Annotated in this window: 22 protein-coding genes and 2 pseudogenes; 11 read left to right on the forward strand and 13 right to left on the reverse strand. The window is 69.3% G+C overall.

The window, feature by feature from the left end; all coding sequences use genetic code 11:
* Positions 1-541 precede the first annotated feature (541 nt).
* The 3 genes from NEH16_RS31305 (at position 542) to NEH16_RS31315 (ending at position 2,352) form a co-directional block, all read left to right on the forward strand.
* The gene (locus tag NEH16_RS31305) at positions 542-1,180 is read left to right on the forward strand and encodes a hypothetical protein (RefSeq protein ID WP_265546493.1); all 639 of its coding nucleotides are present in this window, start codon (positions 542-544) and stop codon (positions 1,178-1,180) included.
* 256 nt (positions 1,181-1,436) lie between these two features.
* Complete coding sequence (locus NEH16_RS31310; RefSeq protein ID WP_265538373.1) at positions 1,437-1,916, forward strand: hypothetical protein; 480 nt, start codon at positions 1,437-1,439, stop codon at positions 1,914-1,916.
* Positions 1,917-2,001: 85 nt separating this feature from the next.
* Positions 2,002-2,352, forward strand: coding sequence for a hypothetical protein (locus NEH16_RS31315; protein ID WP_265538372.1), 351 nt, complete (start codon positions 2,002-2,004; stop codon positions 2,350-2,352).
* A gap of 174 nt (positions 2,353-2,526) precedes the next feature.
* Here NEH16_RS31315 and NEH16_RS31320 read toward each other — a convergent pair whose 3' ends face one another.
* Entirely contained in the window at positions 2,527-3,075 is a 549-nt protein-coding gene (locus tag NEH16_RS31320; protein WP_265538371.1) for a CGNR zinc finger domain-containing protein, read from the reverse strand.
* Between the two features lie 120 nt (positions 3,076-3,195).
* Here NEH16_RS31320 and NEH16_RS31325 point away from each other — a divergent pair, with 120 nt between their 5' ends.
* Complete coding sequence (locus NEH16_RS31325; protein ID WP_265538370.1) at positions 3,196-3,834, forward strand: LysE family translocator; 639 nt, start codon at positions 3,196-3,198, stop codon at positions 3,832-3,834.
* 507 nt (positions 3,835-4,341) lie between these two features.
* Here the strand turns inward: NEH16_RS31325 and NEH16_RS31330 are convergent.
* Positions 4,342-5,307, reverse strand: a complete 966-nt coding sequence (locus tag NEH16_RS31330; protein ID WP_265538369.1) for a LysR family transcriptional regulator — start codon at positions 5,305-5,307, stop codon at positions 4,342-4,344.
* A gap of 407 nt (positions 5,308-5,714) precedes the next feature.
* Here NEH16_RS31330 and NEH16_RS31335 point away from each other — a divergent pair, with 407 nt between their 5' ends.
* Positions 5,715-5,897, forward strand: a complete 183-nt coding sequence (locus tag NEH16_RS31335; RefSeq protein WP_265538368.1) for a hypothetical protein — start codon at positions 5,715-5,717, stop codon at positions 5,895-5,897.
* Positions 5,898-6,117: 220 nt separating this feature from the next.
* Here NEH16_RS31335 and NEH16_RS31340 read toward each other — a convergent pair whose 3' ends face one another.
* Both NEH16_RS31340 and NEH16_RS31345 read right to left on the reverse strand, forming a co-directional pair.
* Positions 6,118-7,041 carry a PhzF family phenazine biosynthesis protein gene (locus tag NEH16_RS31340; protein WP_265538367.1) on the reverse strand — a complete coding sequence of 308 codons (924 nt, stop codon included), beginning with the start codon at positions 7,039-7,041 and terminating at the stop codon, positions 6,118-6,120.
* A gap of 138 nt (positions 7,042-7,179) precedes the next feature.
* Positions 7,180-8,514: an MFS transporter gene (locus tag NEH16_RS31345; protein WP_374215583.1), complete on the reverse strand. Its 1,335-nt coding sequence runs from the start codon at positions 8,512-8,514 to the stop codon at positions 7,180-7,182.
* Between the two features lie 482 nt (positions 8,515-8,996).
* Between NEH16_RS31345 and NEH16_RS31350 the strand changes: the two genes are divergently transcribed.
* Positions 8,997-9,578, forward strand: coding sequence for a transcriptional regulator (locus NEH16_RS31350; RefSeq protein WP_265546495.1), 582 nt, complete (start codon positions 8,997-8,999; stop codon positions 9,576-9,578).
* 87 nt (positions 9,579-9,665) lie between these two features.
* Positions 9,666-10,151, forward strand: coding sequence for a hypothetical protein (locus NEH16_RS31355; RefSeq protein ID WP_265538365.1), 486 nt, complete (start codon positions 9,666-9,668; stop codon positions 10,149-10,151).
* Here the strand turns inward: NEH16_RS31355 and NEH16_RS31360 are convergent.
* The gene (locus NEH16_RS31360) at positions 10,144-11,349 is read right to left on the reverse strand and encodes an IS110 family transposase (RefSeq protein ID WP_265538364.1); all 1,206 of its coding nucleotides are present in this window, start codon (positions 11,347-11,349) and stop codon (positions 10,144-10,146) included. The two genes, NEH16_RS31355 and NEH16_RS31360, sit on opposite strands and share 8 nt — an antisense overlap.
* Before the next feature lie 295 nt (positions 11,350-11,644).
* Between NEH16_RS31360 and NEH16_RS34010 the strand changes: the two are divergent.
* A pseudogene (locus tag NEH16_RS34010) lies at positions 11,645-11,885 on the forward strand (IS630 family transposase); the annotation flags it as partial.
* Positions 11,886-12,396: 511 nt separating this feature from the next.
* Here NEH16_RS34010 and NEH16_RS31365 read toward each other — a convergent pair.
* Positions 12,397-13,308, reverse strand: coding sequence for an alpha/beta hydrolase family protein (locus tag NEH16_RS31365; protein ID WP_265546497.1), 912 nt, complete (start codon positions 13,306-13,308; stop codon positions 12,397-12,399).
* Positions 13,309-13,897: 589 nt separating this feature from the next.
* Here NEH16_RS31365 and NEH16_RS34015 point away from each other — a divergent pair.
* Positions 13,898-14,179, forward strand: a complete 282-nt coding sequence (locus NEH16_RS34015) for a hypothetical protein (protein WP_430523774.1) — start codon at positions 13,898-13,900, stop codon at positions 14,177-14,179.
* A 157-nt stretch (positions 14,180-14,336) separates the two neighbouring features.
* Here NEH16_RS34015 and NEH16_RS31375 read toward each other — a convergent pair whose 3' ends face one another.
* The 7 genes from NEH16_RS31375 to NEH16_RS31405 form a co-directional block, all read right to left on the reverse strand.
* Positions 14,337-15,665 (reverse strand): DUF6531 domain-containing protein, encoded by a 1,329-nt coding sequence (locus tag NEH16_RS31375; protein ID WP_265546498.1) that lies wholly within the window; start codon positions 15,663-15,665, stop codon positions 14,337-14,339.
* Positions 15,666-16,073: 408 nt separating this feature from the next.
* The gene (locus tag NEH16_RS31380; RefSeq protein ID WP_265546500.1) at positions 16,074-16,496 is read right to left on the reverse strand and encodes a hypothetical protein; all 423 of its coding nucleotides are present in this window, start codon (positions 16,494-16,496) and stop codon (positions 16,074-16,076) included.
* 131 nt (positions 16,497-16,627) lie between these two features.
* On the reverse strand, positions 16,628-16,831 hold the full coding sequence (locus tag NEH16_RS31385) for a cold-shock protein (RefSeq protein WP_073969393.1): 204 nt from the start codon (positions 16,829-16,831) through the stop codon (positions 16,628-16,630).
* A gap of 231 nt (positions 16,832-17,062) precedes the next feature.
* Positions 17,063-17,416 (reverse strand): PRC-barrel domain-containing protein, encoded by a 354-nt coding sequence (locus NEH16_RS31390; protein WP_073969394.1) that lies wholly within the window; start codon positions 17,414-17,416, stop codon positions 17,063-17,065.
* 359 nt (positions 17,417-17,775) lie between these two features.
* Positions 17,776-17,943, reverse strand: coding sequence for a hydrophobic protein (locus tag NEH16_RS31395; protein WP_073969395.1), 168 nt, complete (start codon positions 17,941-17,943; stop codon positions 17,776-17,778).
* Between the two features lie 90 nt (positions 17,944-18,033).
* Complete coding sequence (locus NEH16_RS31400; protein ID WP_265546503.1) at positions 18,034-19,056, reverse strand: zinc-binding dehydrogenase; 1,023 nt, start codon at positions 19,054-19,056, stop codon at positions 18,034-18,036.
* Between the two features lie 47 nt (positions 19,057-19,103).
* Complete coding sequence (locus NEH16_RS31405) at positions 19,104-19,469, reverse strand: MerR family transcriptional regulator (protein ID WP_265546505.1); 366 nt, start codon at positions 19,467-19,469, stop codon at positions 19,104-19,106.
* A gap of 137 nt (positions 19,470-19,606) precedes the next feature.
* On the opposite strand from NEH16_RS31405, the gene NEH16_RS31410 reads away from it, so the two are divergent.
* Both NEH16_RS31410 and NEH16_RS31415 read left to right on the forward strand, forming a co-directional pair.
* On the forward strand, positions 19,607-20,668 hold the full coding sequence (locus tag NEH16_RS31410) for an ATP-binding protein (protein ID WP_265546507.1): 1,062 nt from the start codon (positions 19,607-19,609) through the stop codon (positions 20,666-20,668).
* Positions 20,611-22,484, forward strand: a pseudogene (locus NEH16_RS31415) (vWA domain-containing protein). Before NEH16_RS31410 ends, NEH16_RS31415 begins: the two are co-directional and overlap by 58 nt.
* Positions 22,485-22,511: the final 27 nt, after the last annotated feature.

Consider the following 22,511-nt stretch of genomic DNA (forward strand, 5'->3'; position numbering starts at 1 on the left):
TCAGCGACCCCACCCGCGGCGCGGTCGTCGTCACCGATTTCGACGGCACGGTGCTGAAGCAGGTGACCGGCCTGTCCGGGGCGGCACAGCTGGCCCTGTCACAGGACGCCGCCACCCTCTACGCGGCCCTGCCCGGCGCGGACACCGTCGCGGCCGTCAGCACCACCACCCACAAGGTCCTCGCGAGGTATGCCACGGGGGCCGGCACCGCCCCCGCACCCTCGCGGTCAGCGGTAAGCACCTGTGGTTCGGCTACGGTGCCGAGGGCGCCGGCGACATCGGCTCGGTCGACCTCACCACCGCACACCCCGTCGTCACCCTGGGCCAGGCCACCGGCGACTCCTGGTACTCCGCACCCGCACTGGCCACCTCCGCGGCCGCCCCCGGCGTCCTGGTCGCCGGTGAGCGGGATGTCAGCCCCGCCACCTTCGCCGTCTACGACGTACACACAGCCACTGCCCGCCGCACGGCCGAACGACGGCTGCCCGACTCCGGTGCCACCCGGGACCTGGCCTTCACCGCCGACGGCAAGAGCATCATCGTGGCCAGCGGCAGCCCCTACTACCACCAACTGCTCCGCACCTCCGACCTCACCGACGCGGGCCGCTACCCGGCCGCCGCCTACCCCAACGCCGTAGCCGTCGCCGCCGACGGGACGGTCGCGGCAGGGGTGGACAGCAGTCACGGCTCGGACGTCTTCATGTTCAAGCCGGGCGCCCGCGCCTCGCACGGCGTCTTCGAGTTCGCCTCCGGTGACTCCTCTCCGCTGCTGCTGCCCGCCGGTCTCGCCTGGGCGCCGGACAACCGCCGCCTCTTCGCCGTCACCCGGGAAACACGCCAGGGCGCACCGGTCGTCCTGCGGGTGCTGACCACTCCCGGCAAGGCCGCCACCGAGACCGTACTGCACATACCCTCCACGACCCCCTCCGGCACTCGCTCCCTCACCGGCCGTCTCGCCTCCGACCTGCCCTTCTCGGCCGGTACTACCGTCACCCTCACCCGCCTGGACCCGGGTGCCACGAAGCCGGTGACGCTCCCGCCCACCACCCTTGCCGCGGACGAGACCTTCGCCCTCACCGACCGCGCCACCGCCCACGGCTACATCACCTACACCGCGTCATTCGCCGGTGACGCCCTCCACCTGCCGTCCAGCACCAGCATCGAGGTCTACATCCGCTGACCACCCGGCCCGGGCGCCTTGGGCTGCTCAGAGCCGGGGCGCCTGGATCGCTGCGCAGTCAGTTCGGGCCAGGGGATCGCCCGCCGGTCCGCCGTAGAACTGCAAGCGATTGCTGTCAGCGCGTTGGCTGACGGATCGACCGAGGAGAACGCATGATTCTGGCACGCGGGCATGTATTCGAAGGGGCGGCCGCCGGCTACGCCATGGCCGCCGCGATGGTCGTTGTCGTCGGCGGCCCAGTCTCTGCCTTGCGAAGATGCCCTTGTCCCTGCCGCGCGCCCCGGTGCCTCTACGAGCGAAGGGGCAGGCGCGGCCGCCCGTAGTCCTCCTCGAAGTGCGCATGGACGGCCTCGGGGGAGCGGTCGGTGAGGAGGCGGAAGAGGTGCCCGGAGCCGTCCGGTTCCGGGCTGCCCGGGGGAACTCGATGTCCGAGCCGGTGCGCCAGGCGCTGCCGCCGGTCTCCCACCACAGGCAGGCGGTGACCCGAGGGGCGCCGAGGCCCTCGTCGACGAAGGCCGGGTCGTCCAGGAGTGGGCGCAGCGCGGCGGGCACCTCGTCGATGTCACCGGGCCGGACCTGTTCGTCGTCCGTGCCGCACGGGCTCATCTCCGACTCGTGGTCGAAGCCGCGGACGAGCACACGGGCCGGGGTGAAGAAGACGGAGAAGCCGGCACCCGAGCCGTTGTCCGTCAGAGCCGCCTCCGTCGCAGGCCCCCAGGTGGTGGAGAAGGAGTAGCGGGAGAAGTCGCGCGCCGTGCGGCGGCCTGGCCGAGCTTCGCGCCCTGGCCGCCGCCCGGCTGCAGTCGGGCCTGACCGGCGACATGTATCTGAGCCGGTTGCGGACCATACTCGCGTTTGGCGGCCAGCCTTTGTGGTTCGAGGCCCGGGACGACTTCACCGATTTCTTCGTCACTGTCGCTTGTCCGCACTGCGACGCACCGGTGACGACCGCAATCGGCGACTACGGCTGCTACTCCTCGATCTGCGAAATGTTGCACGAGACGGCCGTACGGGATGGCCAGCAACGGCTCGCCTGGGGGCTAAAGCACCTGTTCGACCAGGCGGAATGCCCGGGACGCGGGAGCGTCTTCGGCATCGCAGGAGAATACGCGGCCGCCAGTGCACCCGCCCCATGGGACTTCGCCCGAGGCCGCACCAAGGACACTCTCTGATGGCCACCGGTAGGCCCTCATGAAATCGAACAGTGAGCTCGCACCCGTTGTCCTGACTCGACGTCCTGCCGCCGTGAGATGTCTGGATAAGACGGCGGGTTCAGTTCGCACGACACACCGACAACGTGCGTGGCGCGCCCCGTTCGTGTTCGGCCCGTGGCGCCGGCCCGGCTTTCAGTCGGCGGCAGCTGCTCTGCGTCTGCGGAACGCTGCGACACGTGTGCGGTTTTGGCAGGTCACTGAGCAGAACCTGCGCCGGCCACCGGGGGACCGGTCGACGTAGACGTCAACGCAATGATCACCCGTGCAGATACCGATGCGATGAAAGCCGTGGGCGGCCGCGTACTCGCGCAGGGCGAGACCCGAGGCCGCGACGAGCACCTCGTCGGGGTCGTTGACGCGCCACACGGCCTTCGGCGAGCCATCGGCCGCGACTTCCAGGGCGGGGCAGACTCCGGTGCCGAGGAGCAGATCCGTCAACTGCTGCGCGGCCGCCTCGCTGCTCTCCGCAGAAAAAATGGCGTGCAGGCGGTTCGCAACCCTGGTGAGCGCCCCTGGCGTCAGCTGCGCGTCGGCGTTCGGAAGCAGGTCTAGGTATGCGGCGAGACCTTCGGACCGCGGCGGAGGATCGCACCGGCCCGCCGCTTCACATGGCAGCGTGCCCCACGCGTTGACGAACTTGGTCAACTCTTCCACGGGAAGCTCGGTGAAGGTGACTGCCATGCCCCAAGTGTAACGCGTTAAAACGACATTGGGCGTTGCGAAGGTCTCAAGCCTTCAGTAACGTGCTAGGCGCGTAAAGGACGTTACGAGCGTTCAGGGTGTCCGAGCAGGGAGGCAAAAATGCCCGACCTCACGCTTCTGCCGGCCTATCTCGCCGCGGTCGCGATCATCACCATCGCTCCTGGGCCCGACTCCGCGTACATCGTGGCCGTGGCACTGGAACGCGGCCCGCGAGCCGGACTGCTTTCGGCCCTGGGGATGGCCCTGGGCATGGTCGCGCATGTGACGGCAGCCGCACTCGGACTCGCCGTCCTCCTCCGCTCGATCCCCGCCGCTCAGCACGGGGTGGAACTGGCCGGCGGTCTCTACCTCGGCTGGCTGGCGCTGACCACGGTGCGGTCGGCCCGGACGCCACCGGCCGCGGCCGGTGGCACACTCTCCGCAGGCCGGGTCCTGCGCCGAGCCGCGCTCACCAATGTGCTCAATCCGAAGACCGTGCTGTTCTTCGCAGCCTTCCTGCCTCGCTTCACGACCGCTGCGAACGGCCCATTGTGGGTTCAGCTCCTCGTCCTGGGACTGGTCTTCCTCATCGCGGGGCTCGTCTGGGACAGCCTGCTCGGCCTGTGCGCCGGCCGACTGGGTCGGGGGCTCGCGCAGGGACGACGGACGGCGACAGCTGTCAACCTGGTCACCGCGACCACCTTCGCCCTTCTTGCGCTCTTTCTCCTGCACAGCGCTTCGGCGGCTGTTGTGGCGTGAGCACACCTGTCCTGCGTGGCGGCGAACGTCGTGCCCAACGGTCCGACTCGGGCAAGGGACACCGGTTGTCCTGTGGTTGCTGACCACTCCCGGCAAGGCCGCCACCGAGACCGTGCTCCCCATACCCTCCACAACTTCCTCCGGTGCCCGCTCCCTCACCGGCCGTCTCGCCTTCGCCGTGCCCTTTCCGGCCGGCACCACCGTCACCCTCGCCTGCCTGAACGGGAGGCGAGGAGACTGGCAAGGGTCGCCTCCGTGAGAGAGTGCTCGGAGGAGATGGTCCGCCCCTCCACCAGCCGGCCTTCGCGGCGCCCATCCGCCAGGCACTCGGCAGCACTGGCCTGCGTTTCTGGTTCTATGTCTCAGTTTTTGTGTGTCGTGGTTCTGTCGGGTGGTTGGGCGGTCCGTATGCACCCCTGCCCCTGTTCGTTGCTTCGGCTGCCGAAGCGCGGGGCGCACTCGTGTCTCACGGGATACGCATGGAGCATGCTGACCGCGGTGGCCGGCCTACTGGTCAGGGCCGCTGCAACGCTGACACTGCCGCGAACGGTTCGCGCCGGCGCCTCGGCAATCACATGAAGTTCGAGCGGCTCTCGGCGCGAGCCCTGCAGCGATCTCTATGAGCACCCGCAGTCCTGGTGCGAGGTCTCCGTCCCGCCACATCAGCGCGTACTCGATGGGCGCGGCACCGTCGATCGGTACGTACGCGATGTCCGGCCGCACGTAGTACCTACCGGCGGCGACGGTGGCCACAGTGGCCCCTTTGCCGGCTCCGACCAGGGACAGCACCCCCTGCCAGCCGCCCGCTGTCGGCCCGCGCTCGATCGGTTTCCCGTCCGGCGTACGGGAGGGGAAGAGGGCTTCGTGGAACGTCTTCGACACCCCGGAGGCCGTCACCAGGGGCAGCACAGTGAGGTCCTCCAGCGACACCGTCCGGCGCCGTGCCAGCGGGTGTCCGGCGGGGACCACCAGCGCGCGGCGCTCGGAGAACAGCACCGGGCCCACGACGACATCGGACTCCTCGACCGGCGGCTCGGCGACCAGCAGATCGACTCGCTTCTCCCGCAGCGCGGCGATCGCGGCGTTGTACGTGACGTCCAACAACTCGACCGTGCAGTGGGGGTAGCGGGTAGAGAGGGTGTCACCGGCCCGGATGAGGAGTTCACCGCTCCACGGCGCGGTAAACCCCACCCATACGGTGTCACTGATGTCTGTGTAGGCCGCCGCCGCATCCGCGACCGCCCGCAACATCCGCTCGTAGGCCGGCAACAGATCATCCCGTAGCTGCCGGCCGACGGGGGTCAGGGCGACGCGACGGCTGGTGCGCTCGAACAGAGGCCCACCCACCCGTCGCTCCAGCGCCTTCACCGTCTGACTGACCCGCCCCGGCGAGACACGCAGCCGTTCGGCGGTCCGAGCGAAGTGCAGTTCCTCCGCCAGAGCCAGGAAGGTCTCGATCTCGTACCGCTCCACAAGGCCCCCGACCAGTCCGGCACACTTGAGCGACGCGCAAGCCGCACCACCGCTCCATCGTAGTTTCAGCGCCGGGACAAGGTCCCGGGCGCGGTAATGATCTATTCCAGCAGCTGGTGGTCATCGCGGATCGCAGGCGGCTTCCACTTCCTCCAGCACGGTGGATCGAGGCAGCTCAACTGGGTGAGCGGGCCGCGCCGCGCGCCGACGCCTTCCGAACCAGTGCAGTTGCCTACCTCACCGCAGCTGGGTCCTCAGGTCACCGGCCGTGACACGGGTGCGCAGCATCTAGGGGTGGCGGCGGACAATTCCGCAGATGCGGCAACCGCTCGCGCAGATGCCGCGCACCGTATCCGCCGCACACGCGGCACCCAAAAAGTCACGGGGCTGTCCTGACTCCGGCCGCCGTGGCCGACACGGCCCCGTCTCAGCTGGTGCTGGCCACCGAGCTGCCCGTGGAGATCGGCCTGGCGTACGGGGACATCATCTCCGTCTGCGACACGTCGGCGAACGGCCACGCGGCTTTCGTCAAGGTCGACGACTGGGACCTGAACACCAGTCACTACAAGGCCACCGTCTCCGACCGATAAGGGAACGTGTGTCACGCACCGGTCCAGCCAGGGCGGGAAGTACAACCTGCACGAGTACAGCAACATAGGCCTCACCTTCGAGGGTGCGGGCGGCCGGGGCTCCTACGCGGTGAACTTCATCAACGACCACTGAGCCTCTCCGCCTGCCGGCAGCGCGTGCTGCCGGCAGACGGTTTGAGTCCTCACAGCTCCCCGGAGACGTACCGGGCAGCGCCCTGTGTCACACTGCACTGCCGGCGTGTGGAGCCGTCTCACGCATCGTGCCGGGCTCAGGAATACGGGCTCCCGTGCCGCTGACGCGTACCCGCGGGTCCCCGGCGTACAGCTCCACTCGGAGCTCGCCGGGACGGCCCATGTCCGTGCCCTGGTGGAGGTGGAGAACCGTCTCCTCGGGTACGAGCCCCAGCTCGCGGGCGTAGGCACCGAATGCGGCGGCTGCGGCGCCGGTTGCCGGGTCCTCGACCACCCCGCCCACGGGGAAGGGGTCGCGGACGTGGAAGACCGTTGCGGACTCACGCCACACGAGCTGCACGGTGGTGAGGTCCAGACCGGTCATGAAGTCCTTGAGGCGCTCGAAGTCGTAGGCCAGGTCGGCCAGCCGGGTACGGGTGCGCACGGCCAGGATCAGATGGCGAGCCCCCGCGTACCCGATCCGGGGCGGAAACTCCGGATCCAGGTCGGTCCGGGACCAGCCGAGCGCCTGGAGCGCTTCGTCGACATTGCCCTCCGCCACCGCGTGGACCGCCGGTTCGACGCTGGTCAGGGTCGCGTGCACAGTGCCGTCCGGAGCGCCGGTCACCGTCACCGGGACGGTGCCGGCCGGAGTGGCGAGCAGCAGGTCGCCGGGTCCGTGACGTTCCGCGTGTGCGATGGCGGCGGCTATGGTGGCGTGCCCGCAGAAGGAGACCTCGGCGCGCGGGGAGAAGTAGCGGATGGTGTAGGCCCCTTCCCGGCCTGCGAGTTCGGCCGGCGGGGCCGTCAAGAAGGCCGTCTCGCTGTATCCCAGCTCCGCGGCGATCGCGAGCTGCTCGGCATCGGTCAGGCCGGTGGCGTCCAGGACGACGCCGGCGGGGTTTCCGCCTGCGGGGTCGGCGGAGAAGGCGGTGTAGCGGAGGATCTCGGGGCGTCGGTTCGATGTCGTCATGATGGTGTCTCCTCACGGCCGAAGCCGATAGCGGGCGGGCTCTTTGGGTGATGACGGGCCGGCGACCATGGACCGCGACCGGGGTGGGGTGCGCGGCTTCACGGACGGCGGCGCGGCCCATGGGTCAGGGATGTGTGGTCAGGAGGTCGGGCCCGTAAGTGCGGGAGCGGCCGACCTGACCCGCAGGGCAAGCAGCGCGCCGAGCGTGAACGCGGCTGCGGCAATACCGGCCGACAGGCGCAGACCGGAGTTGAAGTGGTGCGCCGTGGCGGTGAACGTTCCGAAGAGTGCTACGCCCATGGTGCTGCCGACCTGCCGGGCGACGTTGAAGACGGCGGTGGCGACGCCGGCGTCGGAGGCGGCCGCGGTCTCGACGACGGCGGCGGTGGCGGCGAGGGCGGTCATGGTCTGGCCCATCCCGGTCGCGATGAGCGCGAAGAGCAGAACCGGGTAGGGAGTCGCGGGCCCGGTGAACATCCAGCCGGCGAATCCCGCGGCGCCGAGAACGAGGCCGGCGGCCATCGGGACGTACGGGCCGGTTCGGGGCGCGACGCGGTGGAACAGGGGGGCGGCGATCAGTCCCATGCACACGGACGGCAGCAGGGCCAGGCCGGTCTCCAGGACGTTGAGGTGGCGTTCCTGCTGGAAGTAGAGCGTGGCGAGGAAGAGCATGCCGTAGTAGCCGAGGCTGATCAGCATCCCGATCACGGTGGCCGAGGTGAAGGAGCGGGACCGGAACATGGACGGCCGTAGCAGCGGGGCGCGCCTACCCCCCATACGTGCTTCCAGAGCCCGTGCCGTCAGGACGAAGGACACCAGGGCCACCGCCCCGACCGCCAAGGCGGAGAGGACCAGCGGCGACGTCCAGCCCCGTGTGCCCGCCTCGTTGAGGGCTCCAGTCACCGCGACGAGACCGACGACGGCGAGAACCTGGCTCACCGGATCCGCCTTCCGTGTTCTGGGACGCACCGCGGAAGACGGCAGATGGCGCAGCGTCAGCAGCACGGCGAGGCCGCCAAGTGGCAGGTTCAGCCAGAACACGGCGCGCCAGTCCGAGCCGGCGACCAGGATGCCTCCGACAGCGGGACCGGCACCGAAGGCGACCGACGCGACAGCCCCCCAGACAGCGATCGCTCGGGCCCTGGTCGCACGGTCGGGGAAGGTGGCCTGCAGCAGCGCGAGCGAAGCGGGAACGAGCAGCGCCGCTCCGGCTCCCTGGCCGAGCCTTCCCACGATCAGCAGGACCGCCGATCCGGCGAGTCCGCAGAAGACCGAAGCCCCGCTGAACAGGATGAGGCCGGTGAGGAACACACGACGGTGTCCGAACCGGTCGGCGGCCCCTCCGCCGAACAGCAGCAGTGCCGCGAAAACGGTGCTGTACCCGTCGACGATCCACTGGAGCGCGGAAGGCCCCGCGCCCAGTGAGGCCCGGATGTCGGGGAGCGCGACGTTCACGACCGTGACGTCCAGCATCACCAGAAAGTATCCGAGACTGAGAGCGACGAGAGGCGCCAGAGCGAGAGGCGCGTGGTCGTGTGCCGTGTCGAGCCCGCCCCGCCGGCCCAGGCCGGACGTGACAGGGGGCGGGCGGGAGGGCTTTCGACGGTTGTGTTGTTCATCGCCGCGGTAGTCATGGCAAGAGCATCGGCTCCGAATACTTCGTTGCCCGACGAAGTGTCGTCGTTCTACGGTCTTCCCATGCCGAACACCGACCGCGACCGCGCACACTCGACGACCGGTACCGCGGGGCTTGAGTCCTCGGGAGAGCCGCTCAAGCACCAAACCGACATCGCACGGGCCGCCGCCCTCATCGCCGACCCTCGCGCGCCCGAATTCTCAAGTGTCTGGCCGACGGCCGCGCCCTTCCGGCGAACGCCCTGGCCGCCGAGGCCGGCATCGGTGCCGCCACCGCCAGCGCACACCTGGCCAAGCTCGTCGAGGGCGCACTGCTCACCGTGGAGCAACGGGGCAGGCACCGCTTCTACCGGCTCGCCGGCCCGGACGTGAGCGCGGCCCTGGAATGCCTTGCGCTGATCGCCCCGCCACTGGCCATTACCTCGCTCAAGCAGAGCAACCGCGCCATTGCCCTCCGTCGTGGCCGCAGCTGCTACGACCACCTCGCAGGCCGTCTCGGCGTGGCGCTCATGCGCGGTCTGCTGGAACGCGGCATCCTCACCGGACACGACGGCATCCACCGGCCCGACGAGTCCGTGCGCGACCGGCCCGCCTCCTACGGCCACGACGCCCAGTACCGCCTTACCCGCACCGGGCGCACGGCACTGGCCGAACTCGGCATCCACACGGAGCGGCTGCCGCCACGCCGGCCCGCGATCCGCTACTGCGTGGACTGGAGCGAGCACCAGCACCACCTCGCGGGCGGCCTCGGAGCCGTGCTGACAGCCCGCCTGTTCGCGCTGGACTGGGTGCGGTGGGGGCGCAGCCCCCGAGCGGTGGACCTGACCGACACGGGCGCCCACGGCATGGAGCGCACGCTGGGAATCATCCTTACCGACGCCATGGTTCCGGTCGGTTGCTGAGGTTGTACTCGTGGTGTCGGGGGCCCTATCTCTTTGGTCAAGGGAAACGGGGGTGCGTCGGGTTGGCGAGCCGGGCAGCATGGTCGGGTGGCTGATCTGCTGTGGGATGACGTGAGTTCCTTCTTCGACCCGGACTTGATGGGGTCGTTGCCGGACGTGCGTGTCCCGGATGCCTCGGTGGAGGACTGGCAGGCGGTCCTCGATCTTGTCGCGGAGAATGGATGGAAGTGCCAGTACTCCGACGGGGAGACGGTGCTTCCGGTGCCTCGGGCGGAGGCCGTGCTGTCCCGCCCGGCGGATGCAGAGTGCCCCGACCTGCGGGTCTGGCCCTCTGCCGAGGTGTTGGCGATCTTCCGTTTTCATGCCGACGATGAAGTCGACTTCGACGTCGACCTGCGGGAGTTGCAGGGCCAGGATCGACTTGACGCGTTCTGCAGCTTCCTCCGTGAGATCGGGCGGCGGCTGGGCAAGCCGGTGCTGATGGACCCGGAAGGCGACGAGGGCCATCCGGTGCTCGGCTTCGATGTTGAGGCCGATCGAGTCGTTCTTCTCGCAGACCCGCAGGTCAGGTGACTGCGGCCGACGGCTGCGGTTCGTAGAAGGTGCCGTCGCGGAGCATCGCGAACAGCACGTCGGCCCGGCGTCTGGCGAGGCAGAGCAGGGCCTGGGTGTGATGTTTTCCCTGAGCGATCTTCTTGTCGTAGTAGATCCGGGATGGCGGGTCGCTCAGGGCGGCGAACGCGGAGAGGAAGAAGGCCCGTTTGAGCTGCTTGTTTCCTCTCCTGGAAGGCTGTTCGCCGCGGATCGAGGAGCCCGAGCTGTGGGTCGCCGGGGCGAGTCCGGCGTAGGCGGCGAGGTGGCCGGCGGTCGGGAAGGTGCTGCCGTCGCCGACCTCGATCAGGATGCGGGCTCCGGTCCTGACGCCGACTCCCGGCATCGACCTCAGGACCTTGGAAAGAGGGTGGGCCTCCAGGAGTTCCTCGATCTGCCCTCCCAGCAGTTTCCTCTGGTCAAGGACGCCGGTCAGGGAGCCGGCCAGGCTTGGGACGATCAGTGCGGCCGCCTCGGTGCCGGGCACCACCACCGTCTGCTCGTCTAGAGCGGTGAAGATGTCCTCGACCAGACGCTCGGCCATCCTCGGGGCCTTCGGCCGTAGCAGCGTGACCAGGCGGCGCCGTCCGGCCTTGCGGATCTGGGCCGGTGACCCGAACCGTTCCAGCAGCGTGAGGACGGCCGGGTGCTGCAACCGCGGTCCCAGGACTCGTTCCAGCGACGGATGGATCTGGGTCAGCAGGCCGTGGAGCCGGTTGGCGACCCGGGTGGCCTCGCCGGCCAGATCGTCGTCGAAGCCGACGATCATCTCCAGCTCGGCGATCGTCTCGTCCTGGCCGTCGATCGCCCGCAGCGTGTGCGGCATCGCCCGGGCAGCGTCGGCGATGATGAACGCGTCCCGCGCGTCGGTCTTCGCCTCGCCGGGGTAGAGGTCGGCGATCCGCCGCATCGTCAGGCCCGGCAGATAGGCGACCGGGCAGCCCATGTCCCGGGCGACCGCCAGCGGCAGGGCCCCGATCGAGGCCGGCTGGTCGACCACGACCAGCACCGTTCCGTGCTTGGCCTGAAGTTTCGCGAACAGTTCGCGGAGCTTGGGCTCGGTGTTGGGCAGGCGCTTGTCGAACGCTTTCTTGCCGGCCGGGGTGACGGCGGTGGCGTGGTGTTCGCCCTTGCCGACGTCCAGGCCGAGGAAGACGTCGATAGTGCTGATGTCGATCACGTGCAGGCCCCTCCATCACGCTTTCGTCCGGCCTTGCCAGGGCACCGAGCTGCCACATCCACGTTACGGAGAGCTCTTCCGGCCTGGGTGAAGCCGGTGCTCAAGCCCCTCATCAGCGGTCCGTCGATGCCTCCGGGCCCGGTGACACCACCCCCCGGATCATGAACAACAAGGGGGGCCGAACCCGAAGGCCGGAGGCCCCATTGCGGAGCCACGAAAAGGGTAACGGGGGGGGGCTGACGGCTCGTCGCTCGCCCGGGTATCACCGGGGCATGCGGATCCACAAGGCGGCGGACTGACCGCCGAACGGCATCATCTGCGCGCGAAGTTGCGACTCACGGCGGGCGAGTGGTTCGCCCGGGGCGGGGCAGCTCATCGATCGCCAAGGACCTGCGGGCCGGCGTCCGCCCCGTGCGGAGATGGTTGCGGATCTGGGACGAGGGCGGTCCGCAGGTACTGCGGTCCCAGGGGCCGCCGTCGCTGCCGGGTTGAGCCAGAAGCAGTTCGCCCAGCTGGAGGCGGGTTCGCACGGCTGGATGCGGAGCCAGCCAGGGGGCCTGCCGCGCACGGCTTGGAGGTGGCTTCCCGCCCGGTGACACGCCGCGCCACGAGGTGCCACCGTGCTACACCGGCCACCGGCACTCCGGTGATGCGCACGGTGACAAGACCAGAGAGCTGGCGACCCCATTAACGGCGAGCATCGTTCCTCCACCAGGAAACGGGAGAGTTGAGGGCGTGCCTACGAACCCCGATGCTCTCACCGGGAAGACCTCACCCTGTGGGATCGTCTTGGCTGGCAGCCTCTGGGACCGAAGCCTTTGAGGCCGGCGAGCAGGACGTTGCTGTGTTCGAAGAAGAAGGCGCCGTGGGCGAAGGCGCCGTCGAGGCGGCCGCAGAGTTCCACCCTGATCGCTCCGAACAGGGGCGCAGGCGCTGATGGCGCGCGTGCACAGTGAAGTCGGGGAGGCCTGTTACCTCGGCAAGACCGGCGGCGTTCACGCTGACCTCGTCCGACTGGGCGCACGCTATGCCAAGCAGGAGCAGGTTTCAGTGTCGCTGGAGCCAACTGGTGAGTGATTCGAAGTACGTGGGTTCCGGCGCAGTGGCGTCGGGCAGCCGCAACCGGTGGTCTGCGCCTGGGAGCACTTCCACAGTTAGCGTCGCGTCAGGCGAACGCGCCGCACGGCAAGCGACCGCACCGAGCACGTCGAGAGTCTCGGCGACCGGGACGAGCGGATCGGCGCCGCCGAGGAACACCAGATGAGGGCAGCGCAGGCCGAGGAGGTCGGCGGTTGGATCGTGGTCCTGCTTGCGTTTGAGGAACCCCCACATGCGTTCATCGAGGTCGCTCCAGTAGTACGCCAGTCCGGGCGGCCTGCCGGCCGCATCTACGATCTGCATCGCCGTCGCGAAGTCCGCGTCGCTTCGTCCTGCCTCGATGAGGCGGTCGTAGAGGTCCAGAGTGTGATCAGCGTCGGCCTGGCTGTCCAGATGCATCACTCGCAGGTGGTTGGCCAGAGCGTAGCGTTCCTGCACGGCCGGGCTGACTCCCGGACAACTGGTGGTGACGACCCAGGCCATGTCGTCCAGAGCGGCCGCCGCACGAAGCGCCACCCAGCCGCCTTCGCTGTGGCCCAAGAGCCCCACCGCGTCAGGCCGCACTCCCGGCTGGGATTGAAGGAAGCGCACCGCGTTCTTCGCGTCAGTCGCCAGATCGGACAGCGTCCCATCGCGCCAGTCACCGGAGGACCCGCCGACGCCCGCTTGTCGTAGGAGAGCACTGCGAACCCGGCGTCCAGCAGGTGGTGGCGCAGCGGCGGGAAGAACGAGTCGTTGTCCGGTCGGACGGCCCGGATCCTCCCACCAGCACCACACCCGCGCAGCCGGCACCCGCTCCCGCGGCACTGCCAGGGAGCCGGCCAGCCTCGCCTGGCTGCTGACGAACTCGATCTCACACATCCCATGCGCCCCATCACCCAGATCCCTCTCTGCCGGCGCTCATCGGAATGCCCATCGCAGACGAATGAGACAGTATCCCGCGACGCTCTGCCGGGCCCGCTGCGACAGCACAGAGCTCAAGACCGAGCGGATGAGGATCGATTGACTGCCTGGGCAACGCCTGGTGCCTTGATGACTCCAGCGGCGACACTTGCGTCCTCCTGGTCCAACTGGAAGCCGCATGCACCGCAGCCGACCACCTGGCCGAGGCTGCAGAAGAGACCTTCCCTCAGCACCCGGACACTGAGATCACCCTCAGCCTCCCGGCCTCGGCATCCCATGCGGCGCGGCTGCTCGCCGAGATCGGAGACGACCGCAAGCGTTTTCCGGCGCCGTGAAGGCACACTCCGGCGCCTCGCCCGTTTACCGGAGCCCCGGGAAGAGTCCAGCATCATCCGCCGATGGTCAAGAACGATCGTCCTCGACCACGCCGGATACATCCGGGCCTTCGCCGCCATCACCGCGCCCCCGGCGCAAAGCCCACTACCACCGGCGCCGCGACGACTACGGAGACTGGCACGCAGCCGCCCAGGGCAACCGCTTCAACCGCATGATCGGCGAGCTTAACCACAGCCTGCAAAGCACCGTCTGTTCGATGAACACACCGCTTACCTGGCAGGCCCGCCTCCGCAGCTTGACGAGTTACGCGTCTGAGGTGTCTACCTGCCCGTCGAGGGCGAAAAGTTCTACCGTCATCGACCTCTCATCGCGGCGTCTGGCCGGTTGGCCGATTGCCGAACACATGCGAGCGGACCTGGTGACCGACGCCCTGGCGGCCGCGATCCACACCTGCGGCAACCTCGTGGGATCGATCATGCATAACGATCACTGAGCCCAGTACACCAGCAGGATTTCCAGCGAAGCCTGCTGGCCGGCGGGATCCGACAAAGCATGAGCGCGGTCGGGCCCAGCGCGGACAACGCACACGTCAAATCCCCAGTTGGGGGCGGTCCGGCAAAACTCGGGTGAGGTGCGTTCGGGCCAGGGCGTCACCCCGCACACTGACAGAAGCCGGACCGGAGGGTCGTACATCTCCATCGACTTGCGCTCACCGTTGGGCGAGGCCTCGTCCCAAGGTTACGGTGCGCCGTCGACTCCAGGACTTCAGGCGGGCTCGCCAGCCCGGGTACGTCCGGGACCCGTCTGCGGGAGGCCATCCCTACGGCGCGGTGCACGGGCACGCGCCGGCGCTGGTGACCCTCTACCGCTGCACGCCCTTGACATGAGAAATGTCGCTCCGACGATGACGTCAGAGCAACGGTGGTGACCCAGAAGGGCGGGGAATCTGCTCCGCTCCCTTGGCCAGGACCTGCGTGTGTGTAGTCGTAGGTGACGGTGGCCAGGTTGGTGTCGGTGACCTTGTGCACGCGGTCCTGGTCGTCGAGGTGGTAGGAGACCTGACGGCCGGTGTGGTCGGTGGCGTGCCACCAGCCGCCGCCGTCGTTGGTGACGTCCACCCACCGCCCCGACCGGCTCTCGGTGACCTTGAATCCGGCGCCCTCCCCGTGCGACGCGACCGTGATCACGCCTCCGTTGCGGTCGGTGACCTTCGACAGCGCACCGGACGAGGTGTAGGTGTCCTTCGTTCCGGACTTGCGGTCGGTCAGCGTGTACGTGCCGTCGCTGTTCTTGACCAGGTCACGCGAGTACCCGTCCGGCGTGGTGAACGTGCCGTCGCTCTTCTTCTTGAACGACACCGTGGCACCGGTGGAGTCGTACCAGACGACCTCGTCGGTGAAGAAGGTGTCCAGGCTCCGCTCGTAGGTGAACCAGGCCCGCTGCGCCATCGCACCGGCGGGCGCGTCCAGCGAGTTGTACGTCCGCGCCAGCTGCAGCTTCTGCCCCACCCCGGCGATATCGAAGTCCGTCCCGGCCAGCATCAGGTTGCCCGTCGAGTAGTCCACCCGAGCCACCAGCGCGTCCGTGAGCCGCGTATCCGCTATCCGGTGCCAGGGCACGTCCCCCTGGCCCCGCGGCACCCACACCAACGGCACCACCCCGCCCGACTCGGCCGTCTCGACCGAAGGCGCCGTCTTCGGAGCGGCCTTGTTCTGCTTGCGGGCCAAGGCTGCTGCTCCGGCCGCATCCCGGGCACGGTCGGTACGTTCCCGCTGCGCGTTCAGCCACGCCGCCCGCTCGCCGGAAGGCTTTCCCGACGGCTCGGAGGCGGGTGCCCGGTTCACACCGGCCTTCACCTGCGGCCGCTCCAGTTTCTGCTCCTTCTTCCCCCAGACGGAAACCGGGGCGTCCGGCTGACCGGCCGCGGCCGCCGGCAGAGCCGCCACGCCCAGGGCGAGGACGACAGCAGTCGCGGTCAACGTATGGCGCACGGTCGTGCGGGCACGCCGAGAGGGCATGCCAAAGGCATGTGAAGACATCAACTTCCCCCACAGGAAGACAATCCCAGCAGCCCCAGCGGCCACTAGGCGCACACAGACTCACACGGCTTCCACACAGAACCCGGGGGTATGCCCTGAAATCCCCCGCACACGCCCTCGAAACCGGCCTCACCCGCATACCGGCAACCGGGACAAAACGGCCGGAAAAAAGCCGCATGAGGGAGAAAGGTCCACGAAGGAATTCTTCAGAGATGGCCGGATCCGAAACGTACGTCTCCTCGCCGGAGGGACATCGAGGACGGTGTGATCGAACTGCCCGCCGCGCTGGTTTCCGTACGCCGGGGCCGCCCGGCCGACCTCGCAAGCCTGGACCTCGGCCTCAATGCGTCAGGTCGTCTTGCGGCGTTGCTTCATCTCGGCTTCGGCGATGTGGTCGCGGCCGTCGCTCAGGGCGGCGCGTACTTGGCGTTCCACTTGGGTGAAGCGCCGGTGGTAGCCGTCGTCGTACGCTTCGACGATCTGGTACGTCCACATGCCCGGCAGGACATCGGTGCCCTGGACCTCGCGCTCGACCAGGTCGGCCTGTTCGCCGTGTCCGGCCTCCCGCAGCCGGTGCACCGCCTCGCCAACCGTCTTGTCCGCGCCGCCGGTCAGCTGGTGGAAGTCGTACAGGCGCCCGCGGGCCCGCTGCGTGGTCTCCAGGGCCTGGGACAGCAGCCCCAGCGCCTCCACCGTCGCGTCGTCCATGCCCGGCGGCCGCTCATGCCGACGCGGGCCCCGGGCCTCTTCTTCCTGCACGTTGTCGGCCATCGACCGTCTGCCTTTCTTCGAGTAGCGGGTCCGTCTCCGCCCCCAGGGGGCAATCGGCGGCCGTCCTCGGACCGGCGCCGTGCCGAGAGGGGGAGGACTTCACCGCTGGTTGCCGGCAGGGCGACGCGGGGTCAGCCTCGGTTGATGTTCTGCGCCTGCGGGCCCTTCGGGCCCTGGCCGATGTCGAAGGTGACGTGCTCGCCCTCCGTCAGCTCGCGGTACCCGCTGCCCTGGATCTCGGAGTAGTGCGCGAAGACGTCCGGGCCTCCGCCGTCCTGCGCGATGAAGCCGAAGCCCTTTTCGGAGTTGAACCACTTCACGGTGCCGCCGGCCATGCTGTCGCTCCTTTGCCGTTACCCGGGAGCGGCCCGGCCGTCCGGGCGTGCTCCGGCCCCTGGAGCAGGAGCCGCACTCGTTGTACCCCGTATCCACCCGACTCTCCGGCAGACGACACGCCCACTCCGGCGCCGTCCGGGCAGCTGCGGCGCGGCGGCGGAGCCTCCACACAGCGCGGTGGGGGCGCCCAGGGATCCTGGGCGCCCCCACCGCGGGGAGATGCTGTGGTGCTACGGGCGTCGGTGGCTGTGGTAGTAGCTGCCGATCTGCTCGTGGTAGCCGGCATCGCCGACGTGCTTGTCCTTGTCGAACTCCGGGGAATCCTTGATCTGGTCCTTGGTGAGGTCGACGAAGATCTTCTGCTCGGCGGCGTCGATGCTGCGTACCGTGCCGGCGGGGAGCAGAACGTGCTTGCCGAAGATCCAGACGCCCGTGTCGACGACCAGGTACGAGGAGTCGACATCGTCCGAGTGCTTGTCGACCTTGCCGATGCTGCCGTCGGTGGCCTCGACCTTGTATCCGATCAGGTCGTTTCCAGCGGTATGCCCGGCGGTCGGCTGGTAGCCCCACATGTTGTCACTCATAAGACAGCTCCTTCATCGATAGCTGCCGCTCCCTCGATTCGATCTGCAAGGGGAGCGACGTCTCCGGAGAACCGGCGACCCTTTCTCAGAACTTCGCGTGCCCGGGATCATGGCCCTCATTCATCCCGATCCCCGCTGTTCGCTCGATTTCCGAGAGACCGGGGATCCCGCCACTGGAGGTCACGGTTCTTGACGGAATCCCCGGCCCTTTCCCCGGGTGCCCCGCGACTCCTCGCCCATGCCCGCCCTGCTCACTCGTCCTGAGGTGGCAGGCATGCTCATGACCTGCGGGTGGGCCGCGACGACGCATCGTCGCGGCCCACCCGCAGGTCATGAGCGTTCTATTCAATCAGTGGTTTTCACCAGCGATACCAGCGGCCTCGCTTGCCATTTGCCGTCGGCCGGATCACGAAACCAAGCAGCCAGACCACCAGCACGATGATGGCGATCCACCACAGTGCCTTCAGTGCGAAACCCGCGCCGAAGAGAATCAGGGCGAGCAGAAGAACGAGAAGAATGGGAACCATGATTATCAACCTCCGAGACACCCTGTGCCCCCAAAGCCTGACTTCACTCCCCCCGGTCTTACAGAAATCTTATGGGAGCAACCGCACCGACTAGCGCCAAGGATCGAGGGCGTGCTTGCCGTGGGTGGCACCGTCCTCGAGTTGGCGTAGCACCTCGGGTCCTTCGGACAGAGGATGAACCTGGGGGGTGCCCGGCGGATAGACGCCGTGGGAGACGAGTGCCTCGATCTCGGCGAGCAGCGACTGATACAGGGCCGGGGCCTGGGCCGCGAGCGCGCCGATGTGCAGGCCCTTGATCGCCGCGTGGTGGGTGAAGACCAGGTCGTGCGTGGTGACGGCGGCATCGCCGGAGGCGGCGCCCAGGACGACGATGCGGCCCGTGAAGGGTTTGGCGACCGCGAGGCTGGTGGCGAACGTGGCCTTGCCCACCGATTCCAGGACCAGGTCGACCCCGGCCCCGTCGGTCAGCCGGGTGATCACCTCAGCCAGATCGGGCCGGCGGCTGTCCAGGACCTCGTCGGCACCGAGTGCTGTGACGGCGGGATGCTTGGCCGGGGAAGCCGTGGCGATCACGCGGGCGCCGTAGTGCCGGGCGAGGCGGACCGCAGCCTGTCCCACACCCCCGGCAGCGGCATGCAGGAGCACCACCTCGCCGGCCTCGATCTCACCCAGCGGTTTCAACGCCGCCAGCGCGGTGGCCCAGTTCAGCACCATGCCGATCGCTTCGGCGTCACTCCAGCCGGTCGGAACAGGCAGGACGCCGGCAGCCGGCATCGTCATGTACTGCGCGAAGGCCCCCGGGCCGGCTCCGATGACATGGGTGCCGAGCGGCAACGGACGCTCGACGTCCGCGCCGGTTCCGACGATCTCTCCAGCGGCTTCGAAGCCCGCCGCGTAGGGTGCCTGCGGCCCTCCGCCATAGGTGCCACGGGTCTGCATGACGTCGGCGAAGTTGACCCCGGCCGCCCCGACACGGATCAGGTATTCACCCGGCCCTGGGGAGGGGCGACGGTGACCGGTGGTGAGGGCCAGGTCTTTCGGCCCTCGGTGGGATTGCTGGATGAGGGCTCGCATCGTCTGGTCAGCGGTCTGCTGCCGCTCGTTGATCTCCATGCGCCACAACGTAGGAACCTGACACATGTGTCAAGGTCAAGCAGCTCTCAGGGACCGGTGCGACGGGCCTCCCGAAGGTAGGTGTCCAGAGCCGCCTGCTGATCGCTGAGAGCGGCGATGTGCGCCGCGAGCCGATCCCGATAGTCCTGCACCTCGTGCAGGAACTCCGCGCACACCGCCTTGGGCCCGTCGGCGGTTCCGTCGGTGAGGCCCGGCAGGACTTCCCTGATCAACCGCACCGGCAGCCCGGACTCCAGCAGCGACCGTATGACGAGCACCCGGTCGATCGTGGACCGGCAGTAGTCGCGGAACCCGTTGCTGAACCGTCCGGGGACGATCAGGCCCTCGTCCTCGTAGTGCCGCAGCGACCGCGCACTCACCCCGCTGGCTCTGGAAGCCTCGCTGATCTTCATGCCTACAGCCAACGTCCGGCCGCACCGCGATCTTCCGGCAACTCGCTGCCGCGGGCGGCGAAATTGGGCTGCGTGCGCCTTTGCGGCTTCGCATACTGGCGGTCTCCGACCCCCGAAATTCGAAGGAACGTTCCCGCGTGCAGGCTGCCGTCACCGTCACTCCCGCTCAGATTCCCGAACTGCTGCTGGGCCTCGCCACCGTGCGGCCCGTGTTCCTGTGGGGTGCGCCCGGGATCGGCAAGTCGTCGCTCGTACGGAAGTTCGCCGAGTCCCTGGGGCTGGAGTGCGTCAGCCTCCTCGGGACGCAGCTCGCGCCGGAGGATCTGATCGGGGTGCCCCAGATCCGTGACGGGCGGTCCGTGTTCTGCCCGCCGGAGTCCATCGCCCGGGACGAGCCGTACTGCCTGTTCCTGGACGAGCTCAACGCGGCGACGCCCGATGTGCAGAAGGCCTTCTACTCGCTGATCCTGGACCGGCGCATCGGGTCGTACGAGCTGCCCGCCGGTTCGATCGTCATCGGGGCCGGCAACCGTGCCACGGACAACGCGCTGGCGCGGCCCATCGCCTCCGCCCTGGTCAACCGGCTCACCCATGTCCACCTCCGGGCCTCGGCGGCGGACTGGCTGGTGTGGGCGGGCGAGAACGGGGTCCATCCGTGGGTGACGGACTACCTCGTGGACCGCCCCGACCACCTGTGGTCGCAGCCGCCCAAGACCGAGGAGCCGTTCTCCACGCCCCGGTCCTGGCACATGCTCTCGGACGCCCTGCACTCCTTCGGGCCGGAGATCGACGAGGAGACCCTGAAGGTCGTGGTGCACGGCACGCTGACGCCCGCTCATGCCGTCTCGTTCTGCGGTTACGCGAAGATCGTCCGTCACGCCTTCGGCATCGAGGCGATCCTCAAGGGCGACGCCTCGTGGCCGGGGCGGCCCGAGGACCGCGACCTGCTCTACTACCTCGCCGACGCGTTCCGGGGGCGCCTGGTCAAGGAGCTGCCGCGCCGGAAGGAGCACGTCTCGCCGTCGCTGCGGCAGACCGCCTACCGGGCCAAGTCGCTGCTCGTGCAGCTCGCCGAGATCTCGGTGGAGGTGGCGCAGACCGTCATCGCGGACGACGCCGACGGGCTGCCCGTGCTGCCCGCATGGTTCCTCGTGGACGCCGCGCGGGACATGCCCCGGCTGGTCGAGGCCCGGCGGTGAGCGGGTCCGGCAAGCGCGGGGGCGGTGCGAAGAACACGGTCGATCCGGCCACCGAGGCATTCGCCGCCGGGCTCGCGCTCGTCAAGCGCAACCCGGCGTTCGCGGCCGTCGAGGCGTCCGTGTGCCGCCAGGACAAGTGCGCGGTGACGCCGGCCGGAGGTCTGGCCGCCGTCACCTCGAACGGCGCCATCCACGTACACCCCACCAAACGGGCCGATCCGGCGGAGTGGGCGTGGGTGCTCGCCCACTGTCTGCTGCACCTCGGTTTCGGCCATGTGCCCGCCTCGGCGGACGAGGCGCGCGAACAGCCGGACCGCTTCGACGTCGCGGCACGCTGCGCGGTCGTCAACCGCTTCCTGGTCAGCCACCCGATGGGCCGGGCGCCCTTCGCCCTGCCGGAGTCGTTCCCGGGCGGCGACGAGGACACGCTCGCCGCGCGGTGGCGTCGCGACGGCATCCCCGCGGGCTACGAACACTGCGGCACCGCGGGCGAGCACCCGGACCAGGTGCTCACCACCTGGAACGCCTGGAACAACTCCGCGGTCCCGGACTGGGAGACCGCCTTCGCGCACGCGCTGACCCGCAGTGTGTCCGCCGCGATGGACGTGGCCGGCGGCCGCCGCGACCGGGTCACCGGGGAGCGCGCGCCCCAGCGGCCCTGGGACCGCGCCCTGAACTGGTTCGTCTCCTCCTACCCCCTGCTGGGCGGGCTCGCCGCGGGTCTGCGGATCGTGGCCGACGCCGAGCTGGCCCGGACGCAGGGCATCGCGATCGCGGCGGTCAGTCCGGTCGCGGGCGAGATCTACATCAACCCGCTGCGCGCGTTCACCGACGAGGAATGGCGCTTCGTCCTCGCGCACGAGATGCTGCACGCCGCGCTGCGGCACGGCGAACGCCGAGGGGGCCGGGACCCGTTCCTCTTCAACGTCGCCGCTGACTACGTGGTCAACGACTGGCTCGTCCAGATGCGCGTCGGCGACATGCCCGAAGGGCTGCTGTACGACCCGGAGCTGCGGGGTCTGTCCGCCGAGGAGGTGTACGACCGCATCGCGCACGATCTGCGCCGCCGCCGCAGGCTCGCGACGCTGCGGGGCAAGGGCGTGGGGGACATTCTCGGCGAGCCGCTGCCGCATGCCGGTGCCCGGCCGTACACCGATCTGGACGAGTTCTACCGGCGCGGGCTGGTGCAGGGCCTCGATCTGCACCAGTACGGGGAGCGCGGCCTCCTGCCCGCCGGGCTGATCCAGGAGATCCGCGCCCTGTCGCACCCGCCCGTGCCGTGGGACGCGCGGTTGGCCCGTTGGTTCGACGAGTACGTTCCCCGGCCGGTGCCCGTACGCTCGTACGCGCGTCCGGCACGGCGGCAGGCGTCGACCCCCGACATTCCGCGCGCCGGGCGGTATTTCCCGCCGGAGGAGACGGCCCGCTGCACCTTCGGCGTCGTCCTGGACACCTCCGGCTCGATGAACAGCACCCTGCTCGGCAAGGCGCTCGGCGCCATCGCCTCGTACGCCGACGCCCGCGACGTGCCCGCGGCGCGCGTCGTCTTCTGCGACGCCGCCCCTACGACGCCGGCTATCTGCCGCCCACCGAGATCGCCGGCCGGGTGCGGGTACGCGGCCGCGGCGGCACCGAACTCCAGCCGGGCGTGGACCTGTTGCAGCGGGCGGACGACTTCCCGCCGGGGGCGCCGGTGCTCGTCATCACCGACGGCTGGTGCGATGTCCTGCGCATCCGGCGCGAGCACGCCTACCTGATCCCGCAGGGCGCGTCGCTGCCGTTCACCCCGCGCGGCCCGGTGTTCCGGGTGGCCTAGGAAGGGAGCGCACCCGCTGACCCGGCT

This window comes from Streptomyces drozdowiczii (assembly GCF_026167665.1).
Classification (GTDB): domain Bacteria; phylum Actinomycetota; class Actinomycetes; order Streptomycetales; family Streptomycetaceae; genus Streptomyces; species Streptomyces drozdowiczii_A.

Coding starts and splice junctions, on each gene's coding strand:
- NEH16_RS31310 (WP_265538373.1), top strand. CDS start 1,437: ATGCCCTTGTCCCTGCCGCGCGCCCCGGTGCCTCTACGAGCGAAGGGG.
- NEH16_RS31315 (WP_265538372.1), top strand. CDS start 2,002: ATGTATCTGAGCCGGTTGCGGACCATACTCGCGTTTGGCGGCCAGCCT.
- NEH16_RS31320 (WP_265538371.1), bottom strand. CDS start 3,075: ATGGCAGTCACCTTCACCGAGCTTCCCGTGGAAGAGTTGACCAAGTTC.
- NEH16_RS31325 (WP_265538370.1), top strand. CDS start 3,196: ATGCCCGACCTCACGCTTCTGCCGGCCTATCTCGCCGCGGTCGCGATC.
- NEH16_RS31340 (WP_265538367.1), bottom strand. CDS start 7,041: ATGACGACATCGAACCGACGCCCCGAGATCCTCCGCTACACCGCCTTC.
- NEH16_RS31345 (WP_374215583.1), bottom strand. CDS start 8,514: ATGCTGGACGTCACGGTCGTGAACGTCGCGCTCCCCGACATCCGGGCC.
- NEH16_RS31365 (WP_265546497.1), bottom strand. CDS start 13,308: ATGTGTGAGATCGAGTTCGTCAGCAGCCAGGCGAGGCTGGCCGGCTCC.
- NEH16_RS34015 (WP_430523774.1), top strand. CDS start 13,898: ATGATCGGCGAGCTTAACCACAGCCTGCAAAGCACCGTCTGTTCGATG.
- NEH16_RS31380 (WP_265546500.1), bottom strand. CDS start 16,496: ATGGCCGACAACGTGCAGGAAGAAGAGGCCCGGGGCCCGCGTCGGCAT.
- NEH16_RS31385 (WP_073969393.1), bottom strand. CDS start 16,831: ATGGCCGGCGGCACCGTGAAGTGGTTCAACTCCGAAAAGGGCTTCGGC.
- NEH16_RS31390 (WP_073969394.1), bottom strand. CDS start 17,416: ATGAGTGACAACATGTGGGGCTACCAGCCGACCGCCGGGCATACCGCT.
- NEH16_RS31395 (WP_073969395.1), bottom strand. CDS start 17,943: ATGGTTCCCATTCTTCTCGTTCTTCTGCTCGCCCTGATTCTCTTCGGC.
- NEH16_RS31400 (WP_265546503.1), bottom strand. CDS start 19,056: ATGGAGATCAACGAGCGGCAGCAGACCGCTGACCAGACGATGCGAGCC.
- NEH16_RS31405 (WP_265546505.1), bottom strand. CDS start 19,469: ATGAAGATCAGCGAGGCTTCCAGAGCCAGCGGGGTGAGTGCGCGGTCG.